At 61.3% G+C, this 25,969-nt stretch carries 24 protein-coding genes, 2 tRNA genes and 1 pseudogene; 5 read left to right on the forward strand and 22 right to left on the reverse strand.

The features are described 5' to 3' along the window. Window positions 1-151: 151 nt before the first annotated feature. The 21 genes and pseudogenes from H9K75_RS25665 to H9K75_RS21325 all read right to left on the reverse strand — a co-directional run bounded on the left by H9K75_RS25665 (window position 152) and on the right by H9K75_RS21325 (window position 20,607). The gene (locus H9K75_RS25665; protein ID WP_187724036.1) at window positions 152-415 is read right to left on the reverse strand and encodes an ASCH domain-containing protein; all 264 of its coding nucleotides are present in this window, start codon (window positions 413-415) and stop codon (window positions 152-154) included. Next, window positions 375-1,847, reverse strand: a complete 1,473-nt coding sequence (locus H9K75_RS21240; protein WP_187724037.1) for a GNAT family N-acetyltransferase — start codon at window positions 1,845-1,847, stop codon at window positions 375-377. The genes H9K75_RS25665 and H9K75_RS21240 overlap by 41 nt, the downstream gene beginning before the upstream one ends. A 34-nt stretch (window positions 1,848-1,881) precedes the next feature. After that, window positions 1,882-2,733, reverse strand: coding sequence for a hypothetical protein (locus H9K75_RS21245; protein ID WP_187724038.1), 852 nt, complete (start codon window positions 2,731-2,733; stop codon window positions 1,882-1,884). Further along, window positions 2,730-3,854, reverse strand: a complete 1,125-nt coding sequence (locus H9K75_RS24290; protein WP_226858345.1) for an AAA family ATPase — start codon at window positions 3,852-3,854, stop codon at window positions 2,730-2,732. Before H9K75_RS24290 ends, H9K75_RS21245 begins: the two co-directional genes overlap by 4 nt. Further along, window positions 3,803-4,474, reverse strand: coding sequence for an OLD family protein (locus H9K75_RS24295; protein ID WP_226858346.1), 672 nt, complete (start codon window positions 4,472-4,474; stop codon window positions 3,803-3,805). The genes H9K75_RS24290 and H9K75_RS24295 overlap by 52 nt, the downstream gene beginning before the upstream one ends. A gap of 2 nt (window positions 4,475-4,476) precedes the next feature. Further along, window positions 4,477-5,574: a restriction endonuclease subunit S gene (locus tag H9K75_RS24300; protein ID WP_226858347.1), complete on the reverse strand. Its 1,098-nt coding sequence runs from the start codon at window positions 5,572-5,574 to the stop codon at window positions 4,477-4,479. Next, window positions 5,529-6,458, reverse strand: coding sequence for a restriction endonuclease subunit S (locus H9K75_RS24305; RefSeq protein ID WP_226858348.1), 930 nt, complete (start codon window positions 6,456-6,458; stop codon window positions 5,529-5,531). Before H9K75_RS24305 ends, H9K75_RS24300 begins: the two co-directional genes overlap by 46 nt. Further along, window positions 6,458-8,233: a class I SAM-dependent DNA methyltransferase gene (locus H9K75_RS21260; protein ID WP_187724039.1), complete on the reverse strand. Its 1,776-nt coding sequence runs from the start codon at window positions 8,231-8,233 to the stop codon at window positions 6,458-6,460. The genes H9K75_RS24305 and H9K75_RS21260 overlap by 1 nt, the downstream gene beginning before the upstream one ends. A 35-nt stretch (window positions 8,234-8,268) precedes the next feature. Further along, window positions 8,269-10,695: an EcoAI/FtnUII family type I restriction enzme subunit R gene (hsdR, locus tag H9K75_RS21265; protein WP_187724040.1), complete on the reverse strand. Its 2,427-nt coding sequence runs from the start codon at window positions 10,693-10,695 to the stop codon at window positions 8,269-8,271. Window positions 10,696-10,722: 27 nt separating this feature from the next. After that, the gene (locus H9K75_RS21270) at window positions 10,723-11,142 is read right to left on the reverse strand and encodes a type II toxin-antitoxin system VapC family toxin (RefSeq protein WP_187724041.1); all 420 of its coding nucleotides are present in this window, start codon (window positions 11,140-11,142) and stop codon (window positions 10,723-10,725) included. Next, window positions 11,139-11,393: a FitA-like ribbon-helix-helix domain-containing protein gene (locus H9K75_RS21275; protein ID WP_187726135.1), complete on the reverse strand. Its 255-nt coding sequence runs from the start codon at window positions 11,391-11,393 to the stop codon at window positions 11,139-11,141. Before H9K75_RS21275 ends, H9K75_RS21270 begins: the two co-directional genes overlap by 4 nt. Before the next feature lie 194 nt (window positions 11,394-11,587). Further along, window positions 11,588-11,663, reverse strand: a tRNA-His gene (locus H9K75_RS21280). 84 nt (window positions 11,664-11,747) lie between these two features. Next, window positions 11,748-13,653, reverse strand: a pseudogene (locus H9K75_RS21285) (peptidylprolyl isomerase). 385 nt (window positions 13,654-14,038) lie between these two features. Next, a tRNA-Val gene (locus H9K75_RS21290) sits at window positions 14,039-14,114 on the reverse strand. 19 nt (window positions 14,115-14,133) lie between these two features. Then, window positions 14,134-14,406, reverse strand: a complete 273-nt coding sequence (locus H9K75_RS21295) for an HU family DNA-binding protein (RefSeq protein ID WP_043387285.1) — start codon at window positions 14,404-14,406, stop codon at window positions 14,134-14,136. A gap of 312 nt (window positions 14,407-14,718) precedes the next feature. Continuing rightward, window positions 14,719-15,288: a CDP-diacylglycerol--glycerol-3-phosphate 3-phosphatidyltransferase gene (pgsA, locus tag H9K75_RS21300; RefSeq protein ID WP_187724042.1), complete on the reverse strand. Its 570-nt coding sequence runs from the start codon at window positions 15,286-15,288 to the stop codon at window positions 14,719-14,721. 82 nt (window positions 15,289-15,370) lie between these two features. Then, window positions 15,371-17,293: an excinuclease ABC subunit UvrC gene (uvrC, locus tag H9K75_RS21305; RefSeq protein ID WP_404826372.1), complete on the reverse strand. Its 1,923-nt coding sequence runs from the start codon at window positions 17,291-17,293 to the stop codon at window positions 15,371-15,373. 163 nt (window positions 17,294-17,456) lie between these two features. Next, on the reverse strand, window positions 17,457-18,356 hold the full coding sequence (locus tag H9K75_RS21310) for a ZIP family metal transporter (RefSeq protein ID WP_187724043.1): 900 nt from the start codon (window positions 18,354-18,356) through the stop codon (window positions 17,457-17,459). A 66-nt stretch (window positions 18,357-18,422) separates the two neighbouring features. Then, the gene (locus H9K75_RS21315) at window positions 18,423-19,049 is read right to left on the reverse strand and encodes a superoxide dismutase (protein WP_187724044.1); all 627 of its coding nucleotides are present in this window, start codon (window positions 19,047-19,049) and stop codon (window positions 18,423-18,425) included. A 55-nt stretch (window positions 19,050-19,104) separates the two neighbouring features. After that, window positions 19,105-19,653 (reverse strand): DUF2325 domain-containing protein, encoded by a 549-nt coding sequence (locus H9K75_RS21320; RefSeq protein WP_226858349.1) that lies wholly within the window; start codon window positions 19,651-19,653, stop codon window positions 19,105-19,107. A gap of 165 nt (window positions 19,654-19,818) precedes the next feature. Next, window positions 19,819-20,607 carry an IclR family transcriptional regulator gene (locus H9K75_RS21325; RefSeq protein WP_187724045.1) on the reverse strand — a complete coding sequence of 263 codons (789 nt, stop codon included), beginning with the start codon at window positions 20,605-20,607 and terminating at the stop codon, window positions 19,819-19,821. Window positions 20,608-20,745: 138 nt separating this feature from the next. On the opposite strand from H9K75_RS21325, the gene H9K75_RS21330 reads away from it, so the two are divergent. From H9K75_RS21330 to H9K75_RS21350, 5 genes are all read left to right on the forward strand, one after another. Beyond that, a complete protein-coding gene (locus tag H9K75_RS21330) occupies window positions 20,746-21,759 on the forward strand; it encodes a Bug family tripartite tricarboxylate transporter substrate binding protein (RefSeq protein WP_226858350.1) in 1,014 nt (337 codons plus the stop codon). Between the two features lie 97 nt (window positions 21,760-21,856). Further along, the gene (locus tag H9K75_RS21335) at window positions 21,857-22,543 is read left to right on the forward strand and encodes an RraA family protein (RefSeq protein ID WP_187724046.1); all 687 of its coding nucleotides are present in this window, start codon (window positions 21,857-21,859) and stop codon (window positions 22,541-22,543) included. Continuing rightward, window positions 22,540-23,469 carry an NAD(P)-dependent oxidoreductase gene (locus H9K75_RS21340; protein ID WP_187724047.1) on the forward strand — a complete coding sequence of 310 codons (930 nt, stop codon included), beginning with the start codon at window positions 22,540-22,542 and terminating at the stop codon, window positions 23,467-23,469. Before H9K75_RS21335 ends, H9K75_RS21340 begins: the two co-directional genes overlap by 4 nt. Before the next feature lie 12 nt (window positions 23,470-23,481). Then, on the forward strand, window positions 23,482-24,444 hold the full coding sequence (locus tag H9K75_RS21345; protein ID WP_187724048.1) for a Bug family tripartite tricarboxylate transporter substrate binding protein: 963 nt from the start codon (window positions 23,482-23,484) through the stop codon (window positions 24,442-24,444). Between the two features lie 44 nt (window positions 24,445-24,488). After that, window positions 24,489-25,412 (forward strand): SMP-30/gluconolactonase/LRE family protein, encoded by a 924-nt coding sequence (locus H9K75_RS21350; RefSeq protein WP_187724049.1) that lies wholly within the window; start codon window positions 24,489-24,491, stop codon window positions 25,410-25,412. Window positions 25,413-25,482: 70 nt separating this feature from the next. On the opposite strand, the gene H9K75_RS21355 is transcribed toward H9K75_RS21350, so the two are convergent. Next, complete coding sequence (locus tag H9K75_RS21355; protein WP_187724050.1) at window positions 25,483-25,854, reverse strand: hypothetical protein; 372 nt, start codon at window positions 25,852-25,854, stop codon at window positions 25,483-25,485. Window positions 25,855-25,969: the final 115 nt, after the last annotated feature.

Genomic DNA, 25,969 nt, shown 5'->3' on the forward strand with positions numbered 1-25,969 from the left:
GGTTCCGTCAGGTATCTAAAGGACTGCGGTGCGCGAAACGGCGACGCCAGCTTCGCCGGAGCAACAGGCTGAGAAGGGATGAGCCGCTGCCCCAAGAGCACCGCATAGCCCACCTTCTTGTCGGCGAAATAGCTTCGAAGTTCGGCCCTCGTCAGCCCCCTCCAAGCTCCTCGTTGAATTCCCACAAAGCCGTCAACGACGCAACCTCAACGGACTTGACCTCGATCAGCCCCACGATTTTTTGTTCAGGACTGCTACTGTAGATCGCAATTGCCCGCACTGGCTCAGCCGCCCACGCGCGCCGGAACTCCACTCGTTTGACCCCTGCGACGATCAGTTGCGAATACCGTGGCTTGATTGAGAGAAGAACGGCTCTACCGCCCTGCGGCGGCGAGCACTCTATAAAAGGAGGCATCGGAAATCTGTCTGATTGTTTGAATTGGGCCACCGACGACTTTCTCGCTGAGAAGCCGCTCGTAAGAAATCGGACGCGGAAAGTGACCCACAAGGCGAAATAGGATCACCTTGGTCAGCTTTTGCGCCATCTGGGTGATCTCGTCGATGCCATAAACGGTACGGCGACTGACCAGACCTGCAATCCGGGCAGCGTCTGTGAGCATCTCGAACTTATCGACGATACCGACCGAAGTCACAGCTTTCTCGTCCTCGGTTCGGTAGAACAGCACCACGTCACCAGGGCGAATGCCCTTGGTTTGAGCATGGCACAGATAGGCCAGCTTGATGGCGTTTCCAACACTTCCGGCTGTTCCGAACAGCCGCCCCTGGACCGAGCTGTAGTCCGGGAAGAGCTCTGCGTGAAAGTGGGGCTGAATCGGAATCACGAACTTCTGTACGACCGGATCTTGGCGATAGTGCGGAAAGAACTCGCGCGCGTACTCAAGAGGTGGGGCGACAGATGCGTCCGGCGGGGATGGGGGATGGGGTTTCACCAACACCATGTCGCCCTTGTATGTTCCGCGCTGCTTGAAGCCGAAGTCGACCAGCACGCGAATGAGGTAATCATGCTTGTCGGCGTTCGCGTGAATGAAGATGTGCTCGCAGGCGTTCTCGGTTGCATACCTGAACGCCGCCTTCAGGAACAACTCGCCGATTTTTCGGCCACGAACAGTTTCTGCAACCTTGAACGTACAAAGCTTGAGTGACGTGTTTGGCAGATGCTCGCCGCTGTCGTTCACCACCTCATCTGCTTGAGTGGCGTAGATGCAGATTGCCGCAAGCTTCGCATCGCTGTCGCGATAGATCCAAGCCATACGGTTCTCGCGCGCCTTTCGGCGGAACCAGTCGTCGAATCCGTTGTACCCCTCCCGAAGACTGTTGAAGAACTCGGAGCCTAGAAGAGGCGTCAGGCTGTGAAGAGGTGCGTCCTGAATGTTCGGTAGGGCCACGAGCCTAGGCTCGTGGAGTCGGCGAAGCCAATCCTCTGCCGTCTGGATCGTGTATGTCCGGTCTCGCAAACCATGGGCGGCGGCCTTGGCATGAATGCCCCTGTCCTCGGTAATCAGCGCATGGACGGCGTCGCACTCCAGCGCGTAGAGAATCTCGTTGTCGCACACGTCATTGGCGCTCGTCGCCGCCATGTTCCATGGACACGGTGCCGGCTGCTCCAACGCTGCGTACTGCCGAACACGCTGAAGAGTTCGCGTACGCCGCGCTTCGTCAGGATCACGCTGAAGGTCGGTGATCGATGCAGGGTGATAGAGCAACTGGTGCCCTCCAACCCCGGCCAAGCGAACGAAGTTGGCTAGGTTCGCCTCAAGAACTTGGTACGAGTCCTGAAGAGGGATCAGGATGTTCGTGTCCAGCAGAAAACGAAGTCTCTGAGTCATGGCGTGGCATTCAACATGCTGGGTTCACTGCCTGTCAGGCAATCAGCCTCTGTAACTCCGGCTTGTTGCTTAGTCGCACGCACCACTTGGCGACGGACGACAGCTCAGCTTCCGGCTTGGTGAGCGTAGCAATCTCGCGAGCCGTCTCCTTCACCGCTTGGCGAGCAGCTGCTGAGGTTCGCGTCTTCGTGAGCTCCTGCTGATACTTGTCGAGCAGCCTTGCCATCCTCTGCCAGATCTTCCTTCTCTCCTCTGCCAAGGCCTGATGTTCAACAAGTTTGAGCCGCTCTACGGTTCGCTTCGCCCGCACGAGTTCCCAGCGCTGTGCGCCCGGAGCAGGCACGGCTTTCCCCTCCTCGTCGAAAGCCAGCAATGTGACGTCGTGAGCGTTCGTGGGGTCGAGGAAGTGAGGCACTTCATCACCTTCACATCGCTTTGCGTAGGTTGAACACGGAGAAGCGTGCCGCAACGGGAACCAAGCACCCTTCTTCCGATTCGGCACGGTGCCAGCGATGCGGAAATTCGTGTATTCGAAAGCCAACCACCAGTAGCCATCCCGCTCCGGGCCTTTGACACCGCGAGCGATCTTCTTCGGGCGGAAATGTTCAACATCCAAATGCGATGCGATGTCGCGCGCTTCGGTGAACCAACACTTGCCACCCGACAACGCCAGCAACCAAGGCTTGAGCCTTCCCCAATGGCCACTGTGGTGGTCGATGAGCTCGTTGCGCTCTTTGACCTTCCCAGCCGCATTGAGCTTGGCGAGTTCGCCGACCAAGCGTTTTGACTCTGCCAGCCAAGCATCCCAGTCGGCCTGTTGCCAGCGTACCGCTGATGGCAAGTCAGCATCGGTGGGCAACTTATTGTCCAGGTCAATGAAAATCATTTGCCCGCCTCCTCGCGCAGAATCTCATCGATGATCCCGTCAGCGATGCGGTCCTGCTCTGCCTGCTCTTCCGGCGTCAGCGTAGGCTTGCGGAACTTGCGATGCTTTGCCATCCTCCGCACAAACAATGCGTAGTCCGGGTCGCGGAAGTCGGCTGTCGAGAAACCCAAATCAGCCAGCTCGGCCGACAGGCGGCTCAGTTCGGCATTTTCTTCCGCCGTACGGGGCGTCTTGACGAACAGCTCATTGCGCCTGAAGAGACGCCGCTCGGTCTCGATGTCCAGCGTGGACGTCAGGCCGAACAGCTCGCTCTTCAGCAGGCCCGTAACGCCCATGCCCTGCGGATGCACGTCGGGCATGTCTACCGCCGTGCTCTGGCCCTGCCTGCGCAGGATGTGCACCTGCTCGCGCTTCAAGCTGCCCACCATCATCGGATCGTGCGTGGTGATGAGGATCTGCGATTGACCTTGGGCCAACTGGCCGGACTCGGAACCAAGCACCCCTTCGATGTCGTCGAAGTAGCGCAGCTTCCAGATCGGGTTCAGGTGCGTGTCGGGCTCATCGAGCAGGAACAGACAGTGGTCCTCACGGGTAATGCGCATGAGGCCCAGCACGGTCAGCATCTGCAGTTCGCCTTCGGACAACTGCGTGAAGCTCACCGCGCCGCCGTGCTCGTCGCGCTTCTTCACCGTGATGCGTACCTCCTCGATCAGGTCGCCGATGTAGGCACCCTCGGCATAGCGGAAGAAGCTGTCGGTACCGCCCACCAGCTCGCCCAGTTGCTTGAGCTTGGCATGGCTGGGCACATAAAGGTAGAGCTGCTTCTGCTTCTCCGTCCGGCCCCGGAAGTCAATCTGCTGCGTGGCCTCTTGCTCGATGGGCGCCCACGCCACCTGCCACAGCTTGTCGAGGAACTCGCTGACCACATTGCCCCGCGCGTACCAGAAGCGCGGATCGCCTTCGTTCAGCTCGTTCTCGTCGAAGCGACCACCCCGGCGCTTCTCGCGCAACCGATGCGGCTCTTTCAACACGAACAGGGCCGATTCCAGCGCCTCGATGTGCAGGTTCTTCAGCACTTTCTGGAAGACCGGGTCATCGGACAACAGGCAGGCCAGCAGCACCAGTTGGCTGTGGCCACCACGGCAATAGAACAGTCGGCGCAGCCGGTCGTCCCCGCCTGTTTCAGCCGCGCCTCGCGGCGCCGCCGCACCTCTTCCAAAGCGCGGATGTCGGCATCACTGGCCGAGAACTGGTTCAGCAACTGCTCGGGCAGTACCTCGTCGGTGGTGATCTCCTGCCTCTGATTGAAGCGGCGCTGGTGCTCCTGGAAAAGCGCTTCGATGCGCTCGTTGCGGCCCGAGTAGTAGGCGAAGACATGCGAGGGCAGCAGTTCCCGGTTTTTCAGCAAGTGGCCTTGAGATTCGGCTCTACCGTCCACCCACACGAAGGGCCGCTTCTTCTTGGCTGTGTCGGCCTGCAGCTTGACGGTGTGGCCGCGAATCTCATATTCCAGCGTGTAGTCCAGCGCTGCGTCGCGGTCCAGGTCTACATCGCGGAAAATGGTGATCAGCGCCTCGATAAGGTTGGACTTGCCCACGCCGTTCTGGCCGATCAGCGCATGGCTGCGGATGGCCCTGGCTGTCATGGCCGAGGCCGGCACCGGCTCCAGTTGGGTCGAGAAGTCAATCGCCACACCACGCAGATTGCGAAACTGTGGAATGGCCAGGTGCCGCAACTGCATAGTCAGGCCTTGGCCGCTTCGGTAGCGGCTTTCTCGCGCACCTGCGCCACATCCGGTTCAGCGATCCAACCGTGAGCCACCTCGGTCTTCAGCTGCGCGTAGAAGGCGTCAATCTCACCGCCGAAGCGTTGCCACAGATCGCGCGCAGCCATCTCGCCTTGGTGGCGGGCCAATAGCGTAGCGAGCGGCGCCTGGGCCTTCACGTCGGGCGGCATGGCAAGGCGCAGGTGGGCGATCAGTTCGGTTTGCGGGGCTTTCACGGCGGTTTCCTCGTCTAGTTCGATGCTGATGCCGGTAAGGGAAGCAACGGACGCCGCAGCGAACAGCGATGCCAAGTCCCCCTTGTGCTTCAACTGCCGCCGCCATTCCTCGCACAGGTCAGTGAGCGTCGCCAGTGCATCAAGAATGCGTCGCTGCTCGTCCACCGGCGGGATCGGCAGGGGGAAGCTGCGAAGCTGTGTCATGTTGATGGACGCGAGATTGGTCGTTTGCTTCGACGCCCCGGCAAAATAGTCCCTGCCGATGCCGGAGTTGAAGACCAACTCCACCCACGCTTTCAGAAGCTTCTCGCTGGGAACGCGAGCCTTGAAGACGTGGTTCTGATGGAGGCACTTCTCTACGCCGCCTTGCCAGATTGCTGTTCGGCCAACCTTGTCCCAATCCCCGCCCTCGGTGATCAAGAGGTCACCCTCGTGGACCAGGTACTTCGGCAGCTCGTCCTCTGCAATCTCGATGGACTTCAGGTGCTCCAGTTTGAAGTAACCGCGCTGAACGTTGGCAACTGCCAAGTAGGGGCACATCACCACCGGCTTGCCCCGCAGATCTCGGCCTTTGGTGACACCGCCAATGACCACTGCGACCTCATCGAACGCCGCCACGGCCCAGTGCTCTGGGTAGGTCATATCGCGTTCCACCATACCCGCCAGCTTCTGCCGTCGCATCACACCAGTGGCGATGTACTTCGAACGAAGTGCCGAACAATCCGCTGTGATGCGCGCCAGATCGACGTCAGATTTGCTGGCTCGCACCAGCACCCCACGCACAGCCAAGTTCTTCAGCTCGGCGATGACGTCATCGACATCCGCCGGCTCGCTGAACAAGCCCCGAAGTTGGCTTGCAGGCGTAGCCAACTCGTCTGCAATTCGTGCGGGCTTTGGGCGCTGGTGAGGGCTTGCAGGGTGGACTGCCGCAGGGCGTTCTGCAGCTTGCGGCGGTCTTGCTGCTGCTGCTCCAGCTGATCGCACAAGACCATCAGCTCGTCGACTTTGGCGACGATGCGGATTTGCTCCTGCCTTGGCGGAAAAGGAAACAGCGCCTCACGTGCCGCGTTCGTCCCCAGACGGGGAAGGTTCATGCCGTAGGTTGAGCCGTCTGCATAGGCAACAAAGTAAGGGGACTTCAAATACCACCGCAGATAACCTGCCTCGATGTGTTCAAAGAATGAGATCGGGCTAATCTCCGTCGTACAAACACCGGGCGAGTCCGCGATCAGGACTTTGTCAAGATACGGACGCAACTTCCCATACAGAACTGCACCAGCTGGAAAGCCGTTCTTGGTGCTCTTGAACTGACGATCCCGGACCAAGACTTTGGTCGACAGCTTTGAGGTGCTCTTTTCAATGTCTTCGAGCTCAAGGACCCATGTGTCTTCGTCAACGTCCCCGAGTGCAATCTTGGGCGCATCCCCGTAGTTTGTGACGTGGCCAAGTCGTGTCCAGGCCCAGCCATCCGGCAACAGCCATGGCTGATCACCTTTCGAAACTCCGGTCGGATCCGGTTGCCTCTTGATCTCCTTCTTAGCGATCAGAGTCTTTTGGTGCCGCCTGTTCAGCTCAATCAACGAGTCCGCCGTGACGTCGCCCGGCACACGCTCCGTCGCCCGCCCAGAAATGGCAAGTTGAAGGATAAGCGCCCGGAGCTTCGCTACTCCCCCAGGTGAGTTGGCGATGTGCCCGAACTCCGCCAGGAACTGCTGCGCATTCATCAAGCGTCCTCGCCCACGAAGTGGTGCGCCAACGCCGCAGCCAGCTCGCTCTTCAGGCGGTTCTCGGTCTCGTCGATCTGGCCCAGCAGCGCCTTGTACTTGTCGAGCAGCACATCGGGGTCATGGCTCTCTTCCTCGGGCGCGTTGGGGTTCTTGAGGTCCAGGTTGTAGATCGGCCAGTACAGCCGGTCCCCGGCCCCCTTGGCATCGCGGGCTTGCGAGCGCAAGGTTTCGGCCTGGGCGCGCAATGTGTCGATCTCTGCCTCCACCGGCTGGCGCTGTTTAGCATCGCTCAAACTCTTGATGGACTCGCGCAGGTCGGGGACACGTTTTTCAAGAGCGCTGGCCTCGTTACCCAACTGCTCGGCCCGGTCCCAATGCGGCTTCGCGGCGGCCTCCGCCTGTTCGCGCTTGGTCTTGAAATCCACCTTCCAGGCGAACTCGTTCTCCACCCGGTCGGCAAAGTCATTGGCCTCGCTGCCCCACCAGTCTTGCTCGGGTTTGAACTCTTCGAAGCGGATGGGCTTGGTCTTGCTGTAGCTCTTGTAGCCGGGCGGATACGGGTGCTCGTAGTACCAGATGGTGTCGGTGTGAAAGTGCTCGGTGCCATCGTCCACCGTGGCGCCCCTGGTGAAGAACAGCAGGTTGGTCTTGATGGTGGTGTACGGGGCGAACACGCCCTTGGGCAGGCGCACAATGGTGTGGAGCTTGCAGTCGCGCAGCAGCAGCTTCTTCAGTATGGCCTTGGTGCCGTCGCCAAACAGGAAGCCGTCGGGCAGCACGACGGCGGCGCGGCCGTTCTCCTTCAGCAGCTTCTTGACGATCAGCGCCATGAACATGTCGGCGGTTTCTCGCGTGCGCAGGTCAGCCGGGTAGTCACCGCCCACGCCGTCGTCCTCGTAGCCGCCGAAGGGCGGGTTGGTGATGATGCAGTCCACCTTGTCGTTGGCGTTCCACTCGTTCCAGCCTACGCCCAGGGTGTTGCGGTGCTCGATCTGGCTGGGCACGTCGATGCCGTGCAGCAGCATGTTTGTGGTGCACAGCAGGTGCGGCAGCTGCTTCTTCTCGATGCCGCGGATCAGGCCCTCGATGGCGGCCTTGTCGGCCGCGCTGGATTTGGCCGTCAGTTGGTTGCGCAGGTGGTCGATGGCGGCCGTGAGGAAGCCGCCGGTACCGCAGGCCGGATCCATCACGGTCTCACGCTTGGCCAAGCTGGGATTTAGCCGGTCGGCCATGAATTGGGTGATGGCGCGCGGGGTGTAGAACTCGCCCGCGTTGCCGGCGCCGCGCAGGTCGTTCAGCAACTGCTCGTACACGTCCCCCAGACTGGCGCGGGTCTTGAAGTCGTGGAAGTTGATGGCCTCTTCCAGCTTCTCGACCACGGCGAGCAACTGGGTGCCGGACTTCATGTAGTTGTTGGCGTCCTCGAAGACGCTGCGGATCACCTTGTGCTGCGGGCTGGCGTTGGCGTTCAACTCCTTCAGCGTGGGGAACAACTCATTGTTGACGAAGCTGATGATGGCGCTGCCGGCGATCTGCGGCTTCTTCTTGCCGTCTGGCCCTGCCACGTAGGCCGCCCAGTTGCGCCAGCGCATGGCCTTCGGCAGCGGGGACTTGTACTTCGCGTTGTCGTCTTCCCATTCTTCCTCACGCTGATCAAAGACCTTGAGGAAGAGCATCCAGGTGAGTTGGCCCAGGCGCTGGGCGTCGCCGTCGACGCCGTCGTCCTTACGCATGATGTCTTGGATGGACTTGATGGTGCTGGTGAGGTTCATCTCGTTGTTCTCGGATCAAGCCGCCCGCCAGTGGGTCAGGCTTGCTTCTTGTCGTTCTCTTCGTAAAGTGCTTGTTCCAGAGCCTGCACGGCCTGGGTGAACTGTTCGACCCCGCCAAAGATGCCGCGCCGGATCTGCGTCTTGCTGCCGAACTGGTCGAAAGGCGGCAACTCCAGGACCTTGGCGTCTTCGATGTTCTGCACGCCGTGGTCAGCGAACTTGTCGAGCAAGGCTTCCAACACGGCCCGGGCTTGGTCACCGTATTTCCCGAACACGTCGCGCTTCTTGACGTTGTTGGCGCGCTCGCGCCGGGTCAGCGGTTTCTGGTCGAAGGCGACATGGGCCACGAGGTCGAACACGTCCAGCTCGGCGCCGTTCAGTACGGCTTGCTGCAGGACCTCCAGGGGGACGCCGTGGTCAGCCAACTCTTCAAGGACTGCCTGCTTGCGCTCGGCGCCATTCCAGCGGCGGAGGAAGTCGGTCAAGCCGCCGAACTCGGCCTGCAGCGCCTTCTTGATGTCGTCTTTGAGCAGGACGCGGTAGTCCTCGGTGATGAGCTTGCCGTCGGCATCAAGGTACTGCGATCGCTCGACAGCAACGCGCACGTTGACGTCTCCGATGATGTACTTTATACGGCCTTCGCCCCCGCCGCCGGTGGTGATGCCAGGCGGTGTGACCTCTGTGCTGGACTGTGCGGGTCCAAGGGACGAAGGATCGGGCTCACCTGTTCCCAATGGAACCTCGGGCGGCAGCACCGGTTCGTCGTCCTTGGGCTCGTAGATCACCACAGGTTCGCCGTCGAAGTCCGGATCGGCAAACAAGCGCGTGGCGCCCTTGAAGTCCATGATGGTGAAGTACAGCTTCTGGTAGTCCTCGCGCAGGCGCGTTCCGCGGCCGATGATCTGCTTGAACTCGGTCATCGAGTTGATGTTCTGGTCCAGCACGATCAGTTTGCAGGTCTTCGCGTCCACCCCGGTGGTCAACAGCTTCGATGTGGTGGCGATCACGGGATACGGCTCGTCGTTGTCGATGAAGTACGACAGCTGGGCTTTGCCCTCGTTGTCATCGCCGGTGATGCGCATGACGTACCGACGGTTGCTGGCGGCGGCGGGGATGATCTTGACCAGCTCCTGACGCATGCGCTCGGCATGGTCCTGGTCGTCGCAAAACACGATGGTCTTGGCCATCGGATCCGTGGCCTTCAGGTACTCCCACACCTTGCAAGCAACCAGCCGGGTGCGCTTCTCTAGCACCAGGTTGCGGTCGAAGTCCTTGGTGGTGTACTGGCGCTGCGCGACAGGCTGGCCCAGCTTGTCGACCTTGCCTTTCTCCGGGGTGTAGCCGACTGCATCCATGTCGGTCGCGATGCGGATGACCTTGTAGGGTGCGAGGAAGCCGTCCTCTATGCCTTGCTTCAGCGAGTAGGTGTAGATCGGATCGCCGAAGTAGGTGAGGTTGCTCACCTCCTTGGTCTCTTTCGGTGTCGCAGTCATGCCTAGGTGCGTTGCTGCACTGAAGTAGTCCAGTACGTCCCGCCAGGCGGAATCATCGGCAGCGCTGCCGCGATGGCACTCGTCGATGACCACCAAGTCGAAGAAGTCGGCGGGGAACTGCCGATAGATCTGCTTCCACTCCTCGCGCCCTGTCACGGCCTGGTACAGCGCGAGGTAGATCTCGTAGTTCTTCTTGACCTCGCGGTTGGTGACCTTGTGCATCGCCTCGCCGAACGGGGCGAAGTCCTGCTGCATGGTCTGGTCGACCAGGATGTTTCGGTCCGCCAGGAAGAGGATCCGCTTCTTGGCCTTGGCCTTCCACAGCCGCCAGATGATCTGGAAGGCGGTGTAGGTCTTGCCCGTGCCTGTGGCCATGACCAGCAACACGCGCTGCTGACCCTTGGCAATCGCCTCAATCGCGCGATTGATGGCGACGCGCTGGTAGTAGCGGGGTTCCCTGTCGCTGCCGTCCGTATAGAACGGCTGCTCCACTAGCGCCACTGCTGCTGGCTCTGTCAGCCCCTTCCACTGCTGAAACAATGCCCATAGCTCGGCGTGAGTCAAAAAGGCGTCCATTGGAACTTCGCGTTCCGCAGGCGAGGTCAGCCCAGTCCGGTCGTGCACCAGGAATGCAATACCGTTGCTACTGATGGCGAATGGGGCGTCCAGCATCTCGGCATAGGCTAGAGCCTGCTGCATGCCGTGGCCAACCGGGAACCGAGCTTGCTTCGCCTCGATCACGGCCAGTGGAACGTTCGGCCGGGCGTAGAGGACATAGTCAGCCCGCTTGGGCCCGCCTTTGGCATCCGGATTGCGCACCCGAGACGCCAGCTTGCCGCGCACCACCACTCGCCCATCGGTAAGACCCACTTCCTCGCGAAACTGATGCTGCAACCAACCAGCCTGCTGAATCGAAGGCGTGATGAACTTGGTGCAGATGTCGCGTTCGCTCAAGTCGCGCTTATCCATCCGATCCTCCCAATCCGCATTTTCCGATTACCCTTGCCATGGGTTGATCACGCCTGCGCCCGCTGCTTCGAAGAGACTGGTATCCCGCGTTGCAACGGCAAATCCATTGGCCGATGCGATGGCGGCGATGTAGGCGTCTGCCGAAGAGATGGCCGTGCCCACGGCGCGTGCCTTGGCCATCAGCGCCGCATAGGCCTGGGTGCAGGCTAAGTCAAAGGGCAGTACCCGGCCAGCAAACAACGGCAGCACGCGCTTTTCCAAGTTCTCTTGCAGGCATGCGCGCCGCTTGCCAGCCGGCAGCAAGACGACACCCGCCCGCAATTCGGCCACCGTGATGGCGGAAAGGAACAAAGTATCCATCGCCTGGGCGTCGATCCACTCGATCACCCGCGGCTCAGGAGCGTGCCGGAGAGGCTCCAACATCACATTGGTGTCGAGCAGAATCATTCGAAGCTCACCGGACGCGCAGGCGTTTCGTCGCGCACCTGCTCGAACACAGCAAACTCTTCATCACTCAGCTTGGCTTGGCGGCCCATGTCAGCCAGGAGCGAACCCAGCTTCACGCGCCCTTTGGGACTAATCGCTGACTCCAAAATCTCGCGCACTTCAGCCTCCATGCTCTGGCCGTGCTGGGCAGCGCGAACGCGTAGAGCACGGTGCACTTCCTCGGGAAGATTTCGAACTGTCAGCATGGCCATGGGGATCATCCAAATGCATTCGATGCATGCATCGTAGCGAAATGCATTCATGATGAAAATAGTTGAACTGAAAACTAATGCCGAATGACTCCCCTAAATTACGCAGCTTGTTCGAATTGCGCGAAAGGGAAGATGGCAGTGTGTAGACCCCCGAAACGAAACAAGGACCCGAAGGTCCTTGTTTTACTGGCATTTGGGGTGGCTGATGGGGCTCGAACCCACGACAACAGGAATCACAATCCTGGACTCTACCAACTGAGCTACAGCCACCGTAGTGTAGAAATCGATTATAGCGCCATTTTCGGGGTCAGCCCCAGACGCTGTCGAAATTTTTAGCGTCCGGGCCTTCCGTCGTTATTCCGTGCTGGGGCGGGGAACCTTGATTTCTGCCTTGAATTGCTGTTTGAGCAGTTCGTAGTACGCCATGGCTTCCACGCCGGACCAGACTTGGGTGTATTGCTGGAGTTCGCGCTCGGTGGTGGCGGCGTCCTGCGGTGCGCGGGGACGATCTTTTCCACCTTCGCAACGGCGTAGCCTGCGGCGCCCAGATTCACGCCGACCCAGGTGGGCAGGTTGTCGATGGGGGCCTGCAGCACGGCGTCGAGAACGGGGCGGGGCTGGTCGTGCGGCTGTTCGCGCGAGACCGTCATCGGAGCGGACAGGCCGGTGGCAGAAGCGGGGGCGGCTTTCCATGCGGCGAGCTTGGCGTCGCCGTCCTGGCGTGCGAGTTCAGCGGCCTTGTCTGCGATGTAGAACGTCCTGGCCTTTTCCTTGGCTTGCTCCCAGGGGATGGTCATTGCGGGCGTGTAGCTGGTCACGCGGCCGGCGGCCAGCATGCTCGGGCCTACTTCGATGGCTTCGGTGGCGCGCTTGTTTTGCAGGGCGTCCTGCGAGAACAGTGCTTCGAGGAAGCGCGCGTTGGCCAGCGGACCTTGTGTTTCGGGACCGGGCACGCGAGTGACGTTGTTCACGGTTTGCAGCTTGAGCTTGAACTTGTCGGCGACGGCCTTCAGGTTGTCGCCTTGTTCGTAGACGGTGTTCGTGAAGGTGTCGGCGATTTCTGCGTACTTGCGTTGGGCCTGCTGGTCACGCAGTTCGGCTTCGAGCTTGGGGCGCAGTTCTTCGAACGTGGGGCGCGGCGGCGTCTTCACGTCGGTCAGCATGATGATGTGGAAACCGAAGTCGGAGGCCACGACGTCGCTGATGTCGCCTTTCTTCAGCGCATAGGCGGAGTCTTCGAATGGCTTGACCATCGAGCCGCGCGAGAAGAATCCCAGATCGCCCCGGACGCTGCAGACCCAGGATCTTGCGATTCCTTCCTGGCCACGTCGGCAAAGCTCGCGGGATTCTTGCGGACTTCGGCGAGGATGGCCTCGGCCTTTGCCTTGGCTTTTTCGCGGTCGCCGGACGAGGCTTCCTTGGGTGCGCTGATCAGGATGTGGCTTGCGCGGCGTTCTTCCTTGCCGGACAGGCGCTCGAGGTTTTCCTTGTAGAAGGTGCGCAGGTCGTCTTCGTTCGGAACGATGGTGGCCTTGACGGCATCGAGATTCAGCACAAGGTATTCGACCGCGGCCTGCTCGTTCTGCTGGAAGCGCGGCGCATTCGCCTTGTAGAAGGCTTCGACGTCGGCATCCGACGCGGTGACCTTGGATGTGTAGTTGCTGGCGTCGAAACGCGCAACCTGGATCTGACGGCCTTGCCAGACGGCGTCCATGCCGAGCTTCACTTCGGGTTCGGTGCTGAACGACGATGTGAGCAGACCGCCCATCACCTGATTGACCGACAGATCGTAGCGAACCTGGTTCTCGAAGCCTTCGGGTGTCAAGCCTTGGGCGCCGACGAGCGCGCGATACGCTTCGGCATCCAGCGTGCCGTCGGGCTTGCGCAGTGCGGCGATCTGCGGAATCTTCTGCAGCTCGCGCGCCAGCCGCACGTCGGTGGTCGCGAAGTGCATCTTGCGCGCGGCCGACTCGTACACCTTGTCGCGCACGATGCGCTCAAGCGTTTCGTACTTGGCCTGCGGGGAGTCCAGCAGCTTGTTGTCCATGGCCGGGTTCTGCGCGCGCAGGCGGTCGCTGGCCTGGCGGTGCGCGGCGTCCCAATCCGCTTGCGTGATGTCCTTGCCGTCCACGCGCGCCACGACGGGGCTCTTCTCGGTGAAGTAGTTCTGGTTCACTCCCACGAGAATGAACGAGGGAACGATCAGCAAGACCAGCAAGAACATCACTATTTTTGAGTGCTTGCGGATGGCTTCAAACATGGTCAGTCAGTCTTTCTTGCAACAAAAGAAAAGGCGAACCTGACGTTCGCCTTTGCTTGGGCGGCTGGCAAATTGCACGGCAAGAGCGCGATGCAAGCACCAACGAGGCTTGTCACCCGACATGGGCGACCAGCCCAAGATTGTACCTTTTCGCCCGGAGTTTTCGATCTCATGCGCATTCGCAAACCACTTGGGCCTGCAATGCCAATGCGTTTTTGCCACGCGGGCGCGAGAGTGGGCGATTCGCACGGCGTGCGCAGCAGGCGTTTTTCAGGGGGTAGGGCGACAGCGTGGAGCTCGATCAGAAGCTCGTCAAATCAATTGCGAACAAGCATTAAAAAAGCCACTCGAATGACTTCAAGTGGCTTCTTCGTTCGGGATCTAGTGGTGGGTGCTAACGGGGTCGAACCGCTGACCTACGCCTTGTAAGGGCGCCGCTCTACCAACTGAGCTAAGCACCCACTTCAATCAACCTGTTGTTTAGTTCAGCGCGTCTTTCAGGGCCTTGCCTGGGCGGAACTTTGGCACCTTGGCTGCCTTGATCTTGATTGTATCACCGGTGCGGGGGTTGCGACCCGTACGAGCGGCACGCTTGCCCACCGCGAAGGTGCCGAAACCGACGAGCGACACCGTGCCACCCTTTTTCAGCGTCTTCTTGACCGCATCGATCGTGGATTCCAGAGCGCGTGCAGCAGCAGCCTTGGAGATGTCAGCGTTGTTAGCAATGTGCTCAATCAGTTCGGTTTTATTCACAAGGAACCTCTCGCAAATGAGTGGAAGGGATTAATTCGTTCTTGCAGACCTGGAGGGAGTTTTCTGTCGCTGCTTTGCAGCAACTCATCAATCCCTTGAAAAGATTGACCGCTCGACAGATTGCTGCTCCAGATTAAAGCTATCCCCTTCGTTGGTGTCAATACAGACCGCCGCCGGGCAACAGCATGGGTGGGAATTCTAGTCGTATTTTTCGCTTGGACTTTGGCTCGTTGCAGCATTTGCCTCGCAAAAGCGCATGCGGCCTGCTACCGGTTGACTTGGATGCAACACATCAATCGAGATTGACACTTGCTACTTGACAACCCGCGCACGAATTTCCGGTAAAGCCTTGCGCAAGTAGTAAACCATCGACCAGATCGTGAGGATCGCGGCGATCCAGATGAGCCAGGTGCCCCACACACCGGTATCGATCACGCCAAACAGCTTGCCGTCGTAGAGCAGGAATGGAATGGCCACCATCTGAACGGTTGTCTTGAGTTTGCCGATCATGTGCACGGCCACGCTCTTGCTCGCGCCGATCTGCGCCATCCATTCGCGCAGCGCGGAAATCGCGATCTCACGGCCAATGATGATCAGCGCCACGAGCACATCGGCGCGCTGCAGATGTACCAATACCAGCAACGCGGCGCAGACCAGAAACTTGTCGGCTACCGGATCGAGGAACGCCCCGAAGGACGATGTCTGATTGAGCTTGCGCGCGAGATAGCCGTCAAGCCAGTCGGTGATGGCAAACGCGATGAACATCACCGTGGCCACCAGATTCTGCGTTTGCGGCTCCAGCGGCGCGGAGAACACTCCCACGATCAAAGGGATCGCGACGATGCGCGTCCAAGTCATTATGGTGGGGATGGTGAAAAACATGCGGCGATTGTGTCATGCAAAACAAAGCCCTGCTCAGAACTGCTCCCCGGCAGGCTGCGGAGCGTGCGCATGCTTCGCCCATTCAACGTAACGCGCGGTAAATCTCCTCGGCGAGTTCGCGCGAAATTCCTTCCACCGATGCCAGATCGGCGACGCTCGCATCGCCCACGCCGCGCACGCCGCCAAAGCGTTGCAGCAGCCGCGCCCGTTTCTTGGGACCGATGCCGGGAATGTCTTCGAGGCGACTGCCACCCACGCGCACCTTGGCGCGCGCTGCGCGCATGCCGGTGATCGCAAACCGGTGGGCCTCATCGCGAATCTGCGCGACCAGCATGAGGGCGGCGGAATCCTTGCCCAGGTAGACCTTTTCTCGGCCATCGGCAAACACCAGTTCTTCGAGACCGACCTTGCGGCCTTCGCCTTTTTCGACGCCGACGATGCGCGAAAGATCCAGTCCCAGCGACTCGAAGACTTCGCGCGCCATGCTCACCTGTCCCTTGCCGCCATCGACCAGCACCAGATCGGGCAGACGCGCCTGCCCGGCGGCCACCTCGGCGCCGCCGGCTTCGCGCTGGGCCTCGGCCACCTTGCTGTAGCGGCGCGTGAGCACCTGGCGCATCGCGGCGTAGTCGTCGCCGCCGGTGATGCCTTCGATCTTGAAACGGCGGTATTCGCTGCTCTGCATCTTGTGATGATGAAAGACCACGCACGACGCCTGCGTGGATTCGCCTGCCGTATGCGAGATGTCGAAGCATTCGATCGTGAGCTGGTCGAGGTCTTCCGCTTCGAGATCCAGCGCTTCGGCGAGCGCGCGTGTGCGCGCCTGTTGCGAACCTTCTTCGGACAACAACCGGGCAAGCTGGATATCGGCGTTCTTCTGCGCCATCTCCAGCCATGCGCGACGCTGCTCGCGTGGCTGGCTCACCGCATGCACGCGCACTCCGCTTTGCTCGGATAGCGCGTCGATCAGCGACTCATCGACCGGCTCGCTCACCAGCAGGGTTGGCGGCACGGGAACATGCAGATAGTGCTGCGCGATGAACGCTTCCAACACCTGCACCGCGACCGAGCGCTCGGGTTTTTCGCGCACGTGCTGCGCGGTGTCGCTGGCGTTTTCTTCTTCTTCCACGGCGATTTGCTCGCGGTAGATGGCGGTGGCGTCTTCCACATGCGTCGGGAAATAGGCGCGATCACCCAGATGCCGACCGCCACGCACCATCGCCAGATTCACGCAGGCGCGGCCGCCCTGAACCTTCACGGCGAGAATGTCCACGTCCTTGTCCGAGACCGTTTCAATGGCCTGCTGGTGAAGCACCCGCGACAGTGCGGTGATCTGGTTGCGCACCTCGGCGGCCTGCTCGAATTCGAGTCTTCCGGAATGCGCCATCATGCGCGCCTCCAGTTGATCGAGCAGTTCCTGGGTCTCGCCGCGCAGCATCGCTTCGGCGTGCCCCACATCGAGTGCATAGTCCTGCGGCGAAATCAGATCGACGCATGGCCCCGTGCAGCGCTTGATCTGATAGAGAAGGCAGGGGCGGGTGCGGTTCGCAAACACGGTGTCTTCGCAGGTGCGCAGGCGGAACACTTTCTGCAGCAGCAGAATCGTTTCCTTGACTGCCCACGCGCCCGGATAGGGGCCGAAGTAGCGATGGCGCTTGTCCACGGCGCCCCGGTAGTAGGCAAGGCGCGGAAACTTCTGGCCCGGCGCCGAGCCCGTGCCATCCTTGGCCGCCACGCCGGTGATCTTGAGATAGGGATAACTCTTGTCGTCGCGGAACAGGATGTTGTACTTGGGGTTCAGCGACTTGATGAGGTTGTTCTCGAGCAGCAGCGCTTCGGCTTCGGAACGCACGACCGTGGTCTCCAGCCGCGCGATCTTGCCGACCATGTGGCCGATGCGCGTGCCGCCGTGGTTCTTGGCAAAGTAGCTCGAGACGCGCTTCTTCAGATTGCGCGCCTTGCCGACATACAGCAGCGCACCCTGGGCATCGATATAGCGGTACACGCCGGGCAGGGGGGCAGGGCGGCCACCTGGGCCAGCAATTCAGCGGAATGCAATTCGGGAAACTCGGACGACATGGTTGCTATTGTCGTCCCAGTTCGCCATCGCTGCCGGGAGGGCGGAAGACGTGGTGCGAGCGTTCACCGCCCCACGCAATGCCAAGCCTTCACAGCGCGGTATCCAGTACCATCATCATCACGAATCCCGCCATCAATCCCGCCGTTGCAAAGGCTTCGTGCCCCTTGCGGTGTGACTCGGGAATGATCTCGTGGCTGATCACGAACAGCATCGCCCCCGCGGCAAAGCCGAGGCCCCAGGGCAGCAGTGTGATCGAGTGGCTGATCGCGCCCGCGCCGATCACGGCGCCCAGCGGCTCGACGAGACCGGAGAGCATTCCGATGGCCACCGATAGGCCCCGCGCGTAACCCACGGCCAGCAGCGCGGCGGCGACCACAAAGCCTTCGGGCACGTCCTGAATGGCGATCCCGATGGCCAGCGCATTGGCGCGCATGCCTTCGTTGCCCGCATATCCGACGCCGATGGCCAGACCCTCCGGCAGGTTGTGCAGCACGATGGCGATGACGAACAACCAAGTACGGCGCAGTTGCTGGCCGGAGGCGCCTTCGCGTCCCTTGATGAAATGCTCGTGCGGCAGCAGCCGGTCGAGCGCAAGCAGTGCGAGGCCACCCAGCAGAATAGCCGATCCCACGATGCCGCCGGCACCCCAGGGATTGCTGCCGAAGGCGGACGCGCGCGCGGCCTCCAATGCAGGCATCACCAAGGAGAACGCGCACGCTGCAAGCATGACGCCCGCGCCAAAACCGAACAGCGTGTCCTGCACACGTTCCGAGGGTCGCTGCGCGAGCAGCACTGGCAGCGTTCCGAGAGCGGTAGCGAGTGCGGCGATGCCGCCGCCAATCAGTGCGCTGCGTGCAGCGGGCAGCGCCTGCACGGCGTTCCACAACAGCATGCATGCGGCCACAATGCCCAGCGCGCAGATTGCAAGGCCGAAGCGGGTCTGCGCGCGAAATCCGAAGCGGCGTGTGGTATGAACAGGCCCTGGCATGTCGATGTCCTCCGGTTTTGTGTTTGCAGGCATTGTGGAGGTGCTACCTTGCAGATCAAACGCGTTTCAACGTGAGGTGGCCGCAGCGTGGCGGCGCGCGACTTCGGGCCAGTGGATGACGTTGAAGAACGCGGCGATGTATTCGGGGCGGCGGTTCTGGTATTTCAGATAGTAGGCGTGCTCCCACACATCGAGCCCGAGAATCGGCGTGTGGCCCGAGGCAATGCCGCACATGAGCGGCGAATCCTGATTGGCGCTGCTCTCCACGGACAGGCGGCCTTTCTGATCCGTCACCAGCCAAGCCCAACCGCTGCCGAAACGGCTCAATGCGGCCTTGGTGAATTCGTCGCGGAATGCCGCCAATCCACCGAGGTCCTTCGTGATCGCCGTGGCCAGTTCGCCCTCGGGCTCGCCACCTCCTTGGGGTGACATCACCTCCCAGAAAAGGCTGTGATTCGCATGTCCACCACCGTTGTTGCGGACTGCTACGCGAAGCTTATCGGGCAAGGTGTCGATTTGCGAAATCAGTTGCTCGACCGGAAGATTGGCATAAGTGGTGCCATCCAGTGCGGCGTTCAGATTGTTCACATACGTCTGGTGGTGCCTGGAGTGGTGGATTTCCATTGTCTTGGCGTCGATGTGCGGCTCCAGCGCGTCATAGGCGTAGGGCAGTTGGGGAAGGGCGTGTGGCATGGCGGATATCCTTGCTACGAGGTGAATGGGAAACCGGAGGATTTATGCGTTGCGTTCACGATGGCTCCTTTTCATCCCAGGAGGTCGCGGCAAGCTGTTCCGTCTTGCCCGACGGATGGACACGCACGATGCGCAACGCGTCGGGCTGTTCGACCAGCACGCAGGCCTTTCCGGTGCGCTTGCAGTGATCCTCGACGCGCCAGAACGAGTCTTGCGAAACACAGCCGGTCTGGCAGATCACGAGGTCGGCGGCATGCAGGCTGTGTTCAAGCAGTGCGGGATCGACGTCGGGGTCTTCATCAGCGTCGACGTGGCTGTGCGCCCTGCCCACGGGCGCGGCGCGCGCTGCGGTGGCGCCGCCATATATCGCCCAACTGTTCAGCGTGCGCTGCAATCGCTGGCGCTCCTCGCGCTCCCACGCGAGCAGGCTGTCGCGCACGATGACCCGTGCACGGCTGCGCATGAGTTCGGCGCGCAGGCGTTCGATTTCGTGATCCTGCGTGATGGCCTGCTCAGTGCATCGCCCTTGCAGCGCACCACAGCGCCGCAGCAAAACCCCGTGCTCCAGCACGATCTGTTGGATATCTTCGTTGCGGTATGACACGATGCATTTGCCTCCGATGCTGTGGTACCGACACCATGGGATGAATGGCGTTTTGTCAGCACCCGGAGCAAATGATAAATGATAATCGTTCTCGTTTAATTATCCGCTTGCGCTGTGTTGATTTTTGCGATCCGCGATCCGTGGCTCGGCGGGCATCCCGTCGAATCACGGATGCCAGGACGCCATGCGCGATTGCAGTGGCGCGCTGGTGCTTGCCGCGAGAATGTAGGAGAGCTTGGTGGCCGCACCGATCACCATCGGCGCCAGTTCTTCGAGGCGGCTTTGAGGCAGGCGTGAAGAGGGGCCGGAAATGCACAGCGATCCCAGCAGTCGCCAGTGCATGCCGAACACCGGTGCGGACACCGTGGAGACGCCTTGCTCGCGCTCGCCGATCGACCAATGGAATCCGCGCTTGCGGATCTGCTCGTAGACGTCGCCCGGCTCTCCGGCGAATGCGAGCAGCACGCGGCCCGGTGATCCCTGATCCAGCGGCAGGCCCTCGCCCATGCGTGCGTGATGGCGCAGCGCCTGCGGTCCCTCCACGCGCACCAGGCAGGTTCGCACGTTGCCCTCGCGCACGTAGAAGGCCGCACTCTCACCGCTTTGCTGAGTGAGTTCGCGCAGCGCCGGTTCGAGTTCGTTCTGCACGTCGAAGCCGGCCTGGTAGCGCGCGCCCAACCAGCCAGCGGCGGGGCCGAGTCGCCAATCGCCATCGTCGCGCTGGACCATGTAGCCCGACAGCGCAAGCGTGCGCGCAAGCCGTAGCACCGTGGTCTTGTGCAGTGCGCAGCGACGGCTGAGTTCGGCGAGCGACAGATGCGATTCACCCAAATTGAACGCCTCGAGCACGTGCAGTGCGCGCGTCACCGCGATCACGCCGTTTGCGCTTGGCACGTCCGCGGCGGGTGGCGGTTCGGGCGTTGGGAGTAGCGGTGGGATGCGTTGACGAGGCATGGTTTGGGTATTTCTCTCTGTGCAATGTGTTTCATGGTACGCAACGCTATTGTATGGGTTGAAACTACTTCGTAAAGTCAGCCCATGTTCGGGATGCCACCCGGGCTGGTTCAAAAACATCAATCTGGAGACAACATCATGGCAACTCACGTGAAATCGCGTGTTCAGCGCGCACGCATGCAGGCGCTTTGCGCCGTCGCTCTCGGCGTGGCGGCATTCGCTGCGCCGCTGCAGTCATCGTTTGCGCAGGACAACTATCCGGCCAAGCCCATTCGCTTGATCGTGCCATTTCCTCCGGGCGGCGGCACCGACATGATTGCGCGCGCCGTGGCGCAGAAGATGTCGGATCAGAACAAGTGGAACATCGTCGTGGACAACCGCCCCGGCGCAGGCGGCAATCTGGGCGTGGACGCGGCGGCCAAGGCGAGCCCCGACGGCTATACGCTGGTGATGGGGCAGACGAGCAATCTCGCGATCAACCCGTCGCTGTATGCCAAGCTGCCCTACGATCCGATCAAGGACCTCGTGCCGGTTGCACTGGTGTCTTCCGCGCCGATCGTGATGGCGACCGGGGTGTCGTCGAAATACAAGACCTTTCCGGAAGTCGTCGCCGCGAGCAAAAACAAGCCCGATGCGCTCACGCTCGGTTATTCGGGCAACGGCACGGTCGCACATCTTGCCGGTGAGCAGGCAGAAAACGCCGCCGGTATCAAGCTGCGCCACGTGCCTTACAAGGGCGCAGCGCAGGCCATGACCGATCTGATGGGTGGCAACATCGATCTCTACATGTCCGCGATTCCCACCTTGCTCGGCCATGTGCGCAACGGCAAGCTGCGCCCGGTCGTCGTGACGTCGCTGAAGCGCTCGCCGCAATTGCCGGACACGCCCACGCTGGCCGAGCTGGGCTACAAGGACTTCGAGGCGATTTCCTGGTATGGCGTGCTCGCTCCCGCCGGTACGCCCGCGCCCATCGTGGATAAGTTGAACAAGGCCATCAACGACGCTCTGACCCAGCCGGATGTGGTCGAGAAACTGCGCTCGGAAGGCGGTGATGTGCTGGGCGGAACTTCGCAGAAATTCAGTCAGTTGCTGCGAGCCGAAGTTCCGCGCTGGTCGAAGATCGTCAAGGACTCGGGCGCGACGCTCGATTGAGTCGCGACCGCCTTCAGTCCACATTCCCGTCATTTTTTGAGTCATCCCCGTTTGATGCGAGGGGCGGCCCTTTCCTCATCTTTCGATCGGCAAAATCATGAACCAACTTCCCGAAGTCATTCGAGATTTCGAGCGCGTCAGCGCTGACGTCGTCAAGCAGGCCGCTGAATTCCAGGCGGCGATCCTCTCCGATGTGTCCGGCCGCCGCGGCACGATGCACAGCCGCGTGGCTCCCGTGCATGAAAGCATGAAGCTCGCAGGCCCCGCATTCACCGTGGAAGTGCGCCCCGGCGACAACCTGATGATTCACGCGGCGATTGCGCTCGCCAGGCCCGGCGACATCATCGTCGTCGATGGCAAGGGCGACCAGACCTCGGCACTCATGGGCACGCTGATGCTCAGCGCCTGCAAGAAGCTGGGACTCGGCGGCGTCATCATCGACGGAGCGATTCGCGACAAGCTCGAGCTGCTCGATCTTGACTTTCCCGTTTTCAGCGCTGGCTTCAATCCGGCGGGTCCGACGAAGTTCGTTCCCGGCCGCATCAACCACCCGATCTCGGCGGGCGGTGTCACCATCCATCCCGGCGATCTCGTGGTTGCCGATGCCGATGGCGTGGTCGTCATCGAGCGCGTCAAGGCTCCGGCAATGATGCCGCTCGCGGTGAAGAAGGTGGCCGATGAAGCGGCGCGCATCGAAGCGATTGCGCGCGGCGAAACGGCTTCCGGCTGGCTTCCCGCAGCCTTGCGCGCGGCCGGTGTTCTCAAGGAAGGAGAAGCACTGTGAGTCACGGAACAATTTTGATCACCGCCGCCGATCTGGCACCGCAGGCGCTCGAATTGCTCGGCGAATACGACATCGTCTATGCCGGCAAGACTCCCACGGAAGACGATATCGTCGCGCTGTGCCGTGAGCACGATCCGGTCGCGATCATCGTGCGCTACAGCAAGGTGGGCGCGGCTGCGATGGACGCAGCGCCATCGCTCAAGGTGATTTCCAAGCACGGCAGCGGCACGGACACCATCGACAAGGTCGCCGCAAAAGAGCGCGGCATCGAAGTGGTTGCCGCCGTCGGTGCCAACGCGGCGGCCGTGGCGGAGCAGGCGCTCACGCTGCTGCTCGCGTGCGCCAAGTCCGTGCCGCAGCTCAACGAGCGCATGCACGCGGGCTTCTGGGACAAGGCCACGCACAAGAGCGTGGAGCTTGGCGGACGCACCGTCGGCCTCATCGGGCTCGGCGCCATCGGCCAGCGCTTTGCGAGCATGGCCTCGGCCCTCGGCATGCGCGTGCTCGGCTTTGATCCTTACGCGAAACAATGGCCCGAGGGCGTGCAGCGCGCCGATCTCGAGACCATCTGGCGCGAGTCCGATGCGATCTCGTTGCACTGCCCGCTCACCGAAGACAACCGCCAGTTGCTCAACGCCGAAAATCTCGCAAAGTGCAAAAAAGGCGTGATCATCGTGAATACCGCACGCGGTGGCCTGATTGACGAGCGGGCGCTGCTGGAAGCCGTGCAAAGCGGGCAGGTGCGCATGGCAGGTCTCGACAGCTTCGCCGTGGAACCGATGACCGAGGGCCACATGTTCCAGCACCAGCCGGGTTTCATTCTGAGTCCGCACATCGGCGGCGTCACCAGCGATGCCTACGTGAACATGGGGCTGGGCGCGGCGCGCAACGCACTGGCCGTGCTGGCCGTCAGCGTGGCGAATTAAGGAGTATTCGAGATGAAAATTTTCCTGAAAAATGCGCTCCTTGCGGTCGCTGCCGCAGTGGCGGCGTTCTCGGCGCATGCGGAATTCCCTGATCGCACAATCACCATCATCGTGCCGTACGCGCCGGGCGGGGCAGCCGATACCACTGCGCGCGTTCTGGCGTCGCGCATGGGTGTGAAGCTGGGCACCAGCGTGATCGTGGACAACAAGCCGGGTGCGAGCGGAACCATTGGCGCGGCCTTCGTTGCCAAGGCTGCGGCCGACGGCTACACCATGCTCTACGACGCCACGCCGTACTCCATCAATCCGCACCTGTTTGCCAGGATGCCGTACGCGAGCAATGCGCTCCAGCCGTTGTCGCTGGTGTCTCTGACACCGAACGTCCTCATCGTGAAGAGCGATTCGCCGTTCAAGAACGTGAATGATCTGATCGCCAAGGCGAAGGCGCAGCCAGGGAAGATGAACTTTGCGTCGGGCGGCAGTGGTACGGTGCAGCGTCTGGCGTCGGAGCTGTTCCGTCAGAAGCTCGATCTGAACATGGTGCACGTGCCCTACAAGAGCGGCGGCCCGGCGATTGCCGACGTCATGGGCGGGCAGGTGGACTTTATGTTCGGCACCATTGCGGCGTCGTACCCGCTGGTTGCGGGCGGCAAGCTGCGCGCGCTTGCGATTTCCTCGCCCGAGCGATCCAGGCGACTGCCGGATGTTCCCACCGTGGCCGAGACCGTCATTCCGGGGTATGAGGCCTACGAATGGAACGGCGTGTTCGTTCCCGCAAAGACTCCGCCCGCCGTAGCCGCCAAGCTGCATAAGGCGCTGGTCGAAGTGCTCAACGAGGACGAAGTGAAGCAGCGCCTGAACGACGTCGGCGCCAAGCCGGTAGCCTCCACGCCCGAGGAGTTTGCTGCCTTCCTCAAGAAGGAAGACGCGAAATGGGGCGAGGTGGTTCGCAAGGGCCAGATCAAACTGGATTGATAGATCGAGCTGTTGATGGATGCAACGACCCAAGGAACAAAATCATGTTTCTCCTGAACGCTCCCCGGATCAGTGAACTCGAAGTTTTCACCACGATGCCGCAGCAATACCGGCGCGACGAACCCAGCGACTGGGCCAACGCGAACCGTGGCGGCGCACATGCAGATTCGTTTCTTGAGGGGCCGGTATTCGACGATGCCGGCCATCTTTATGTGACGGATATTCCCTGGGGCCGTATTTTTCAAATCGACCCCCAGGGCGCATGGACACTGATAGCCGAGTACGACGGTGAGCCCAACGGCATGAAGTTCCTGGATGCCGGGACGCTGCTGATCACCGACTACAAGAATGGACTGATGACGCTCGATGTGCAAAGCGGCAGGGTTGCCGGGTATCTGGAGCGCCGCAACAGCGAGCGTTTCAAGGGCGTCAACGATCTGATCTTCGACAGCCAGGGAAATCTGTACTTCACCGATCAGGGGCAGAGCGGGCTGCACGATCCGTCCGGGCGACTGTACCGTTTGCGGCCCAATGGTCAGCTCGACCTGTTGCTGTCCAACGTGCCCAGTCCCAACGGCGTTGCCTTGTCACCCGATGAGCGCGTTCTCTATCTCGCCGTGACGCGCGGCAACTGCGTCTGGCGTGTCCCGTTGTTGCCCGATGGCAGCGTGGCGAAGGTGAACCAGTTCTTCACATCCTACGGACCCAGCGGCCCGGACGGCCTCGCGGTGGATGAAAGCGGGCAACTGCTGATTGCGAATCCCGGCCTCGGCTATGTCTGGATGCTCAATTCCCGCGCCGAGCCGGTATGCATCCTGCGCGGCAAGCCGGGCAGCTCGCTCACGAATCTGACGTTTGGCGGCGCGGATCGGCGCGATGTGTATGTGACCGATTCCACGCACGGCACGGTGCTGCGCGCCCGCACAGACGTTGCAGGTGTGGCCCTGCAGCGAGGTCCCCGGAACTGAACGAACTCCCGGAGCAATGTCAGGCTGGCGCACAGACCTGCATCGTTCCGAGGGCTTCCATAATCGTCGATCAACCTGCTGCACCCTGCGAGAGCAGGCCGTGAGAGGGGTTCAGCGATGACGAGGCTTCGTCGCGTTTGTTGCCGTAGCGCGGAACGATGCGGTGAACCTGCGCCGCCGCTGCTGCATCTTCGGCAAGCTCGGCAGGAGCAGGCTGACTCTCGCTTCGAACCGCCTTGACGGTGCTGCCAGCGGTGCGCTCGTTGGTCACGTTTTCCAGCTCGCCCTGGAGCCGCCGCACGCGATCACGGTACATCGTCGCGAGCGCGGCGTGATGTTCCGCAGCGCTTTCATGTTCCAGAGCGGCCATGCGCGCCTCTTCCAGACCACGCTGGATGCGACGCATGTAGACGACAGTGGGATTCAGGAAGTGCTCGAACATGATGCTTCTCCTTGGTTGCTACGGAACGTGATCCGTGCCGTGCTTTCTATGATGACGCCGTCTCGCGGCTGCTGCGTCAGACGACTTCCCTACTTTGTGCACGCCATGTATTGCG

This window comes from Diaphorobacter aerolatus (assembly GCF_014489535.1).
Taxonomy (GTDB): Bacteria; Pseudomonadota; Gammaproteobacteria; order Burkholderiales; family Burkholderiaceae_C; genus Diaphorobacter_A; species Diaphorobacter_A aerolatus.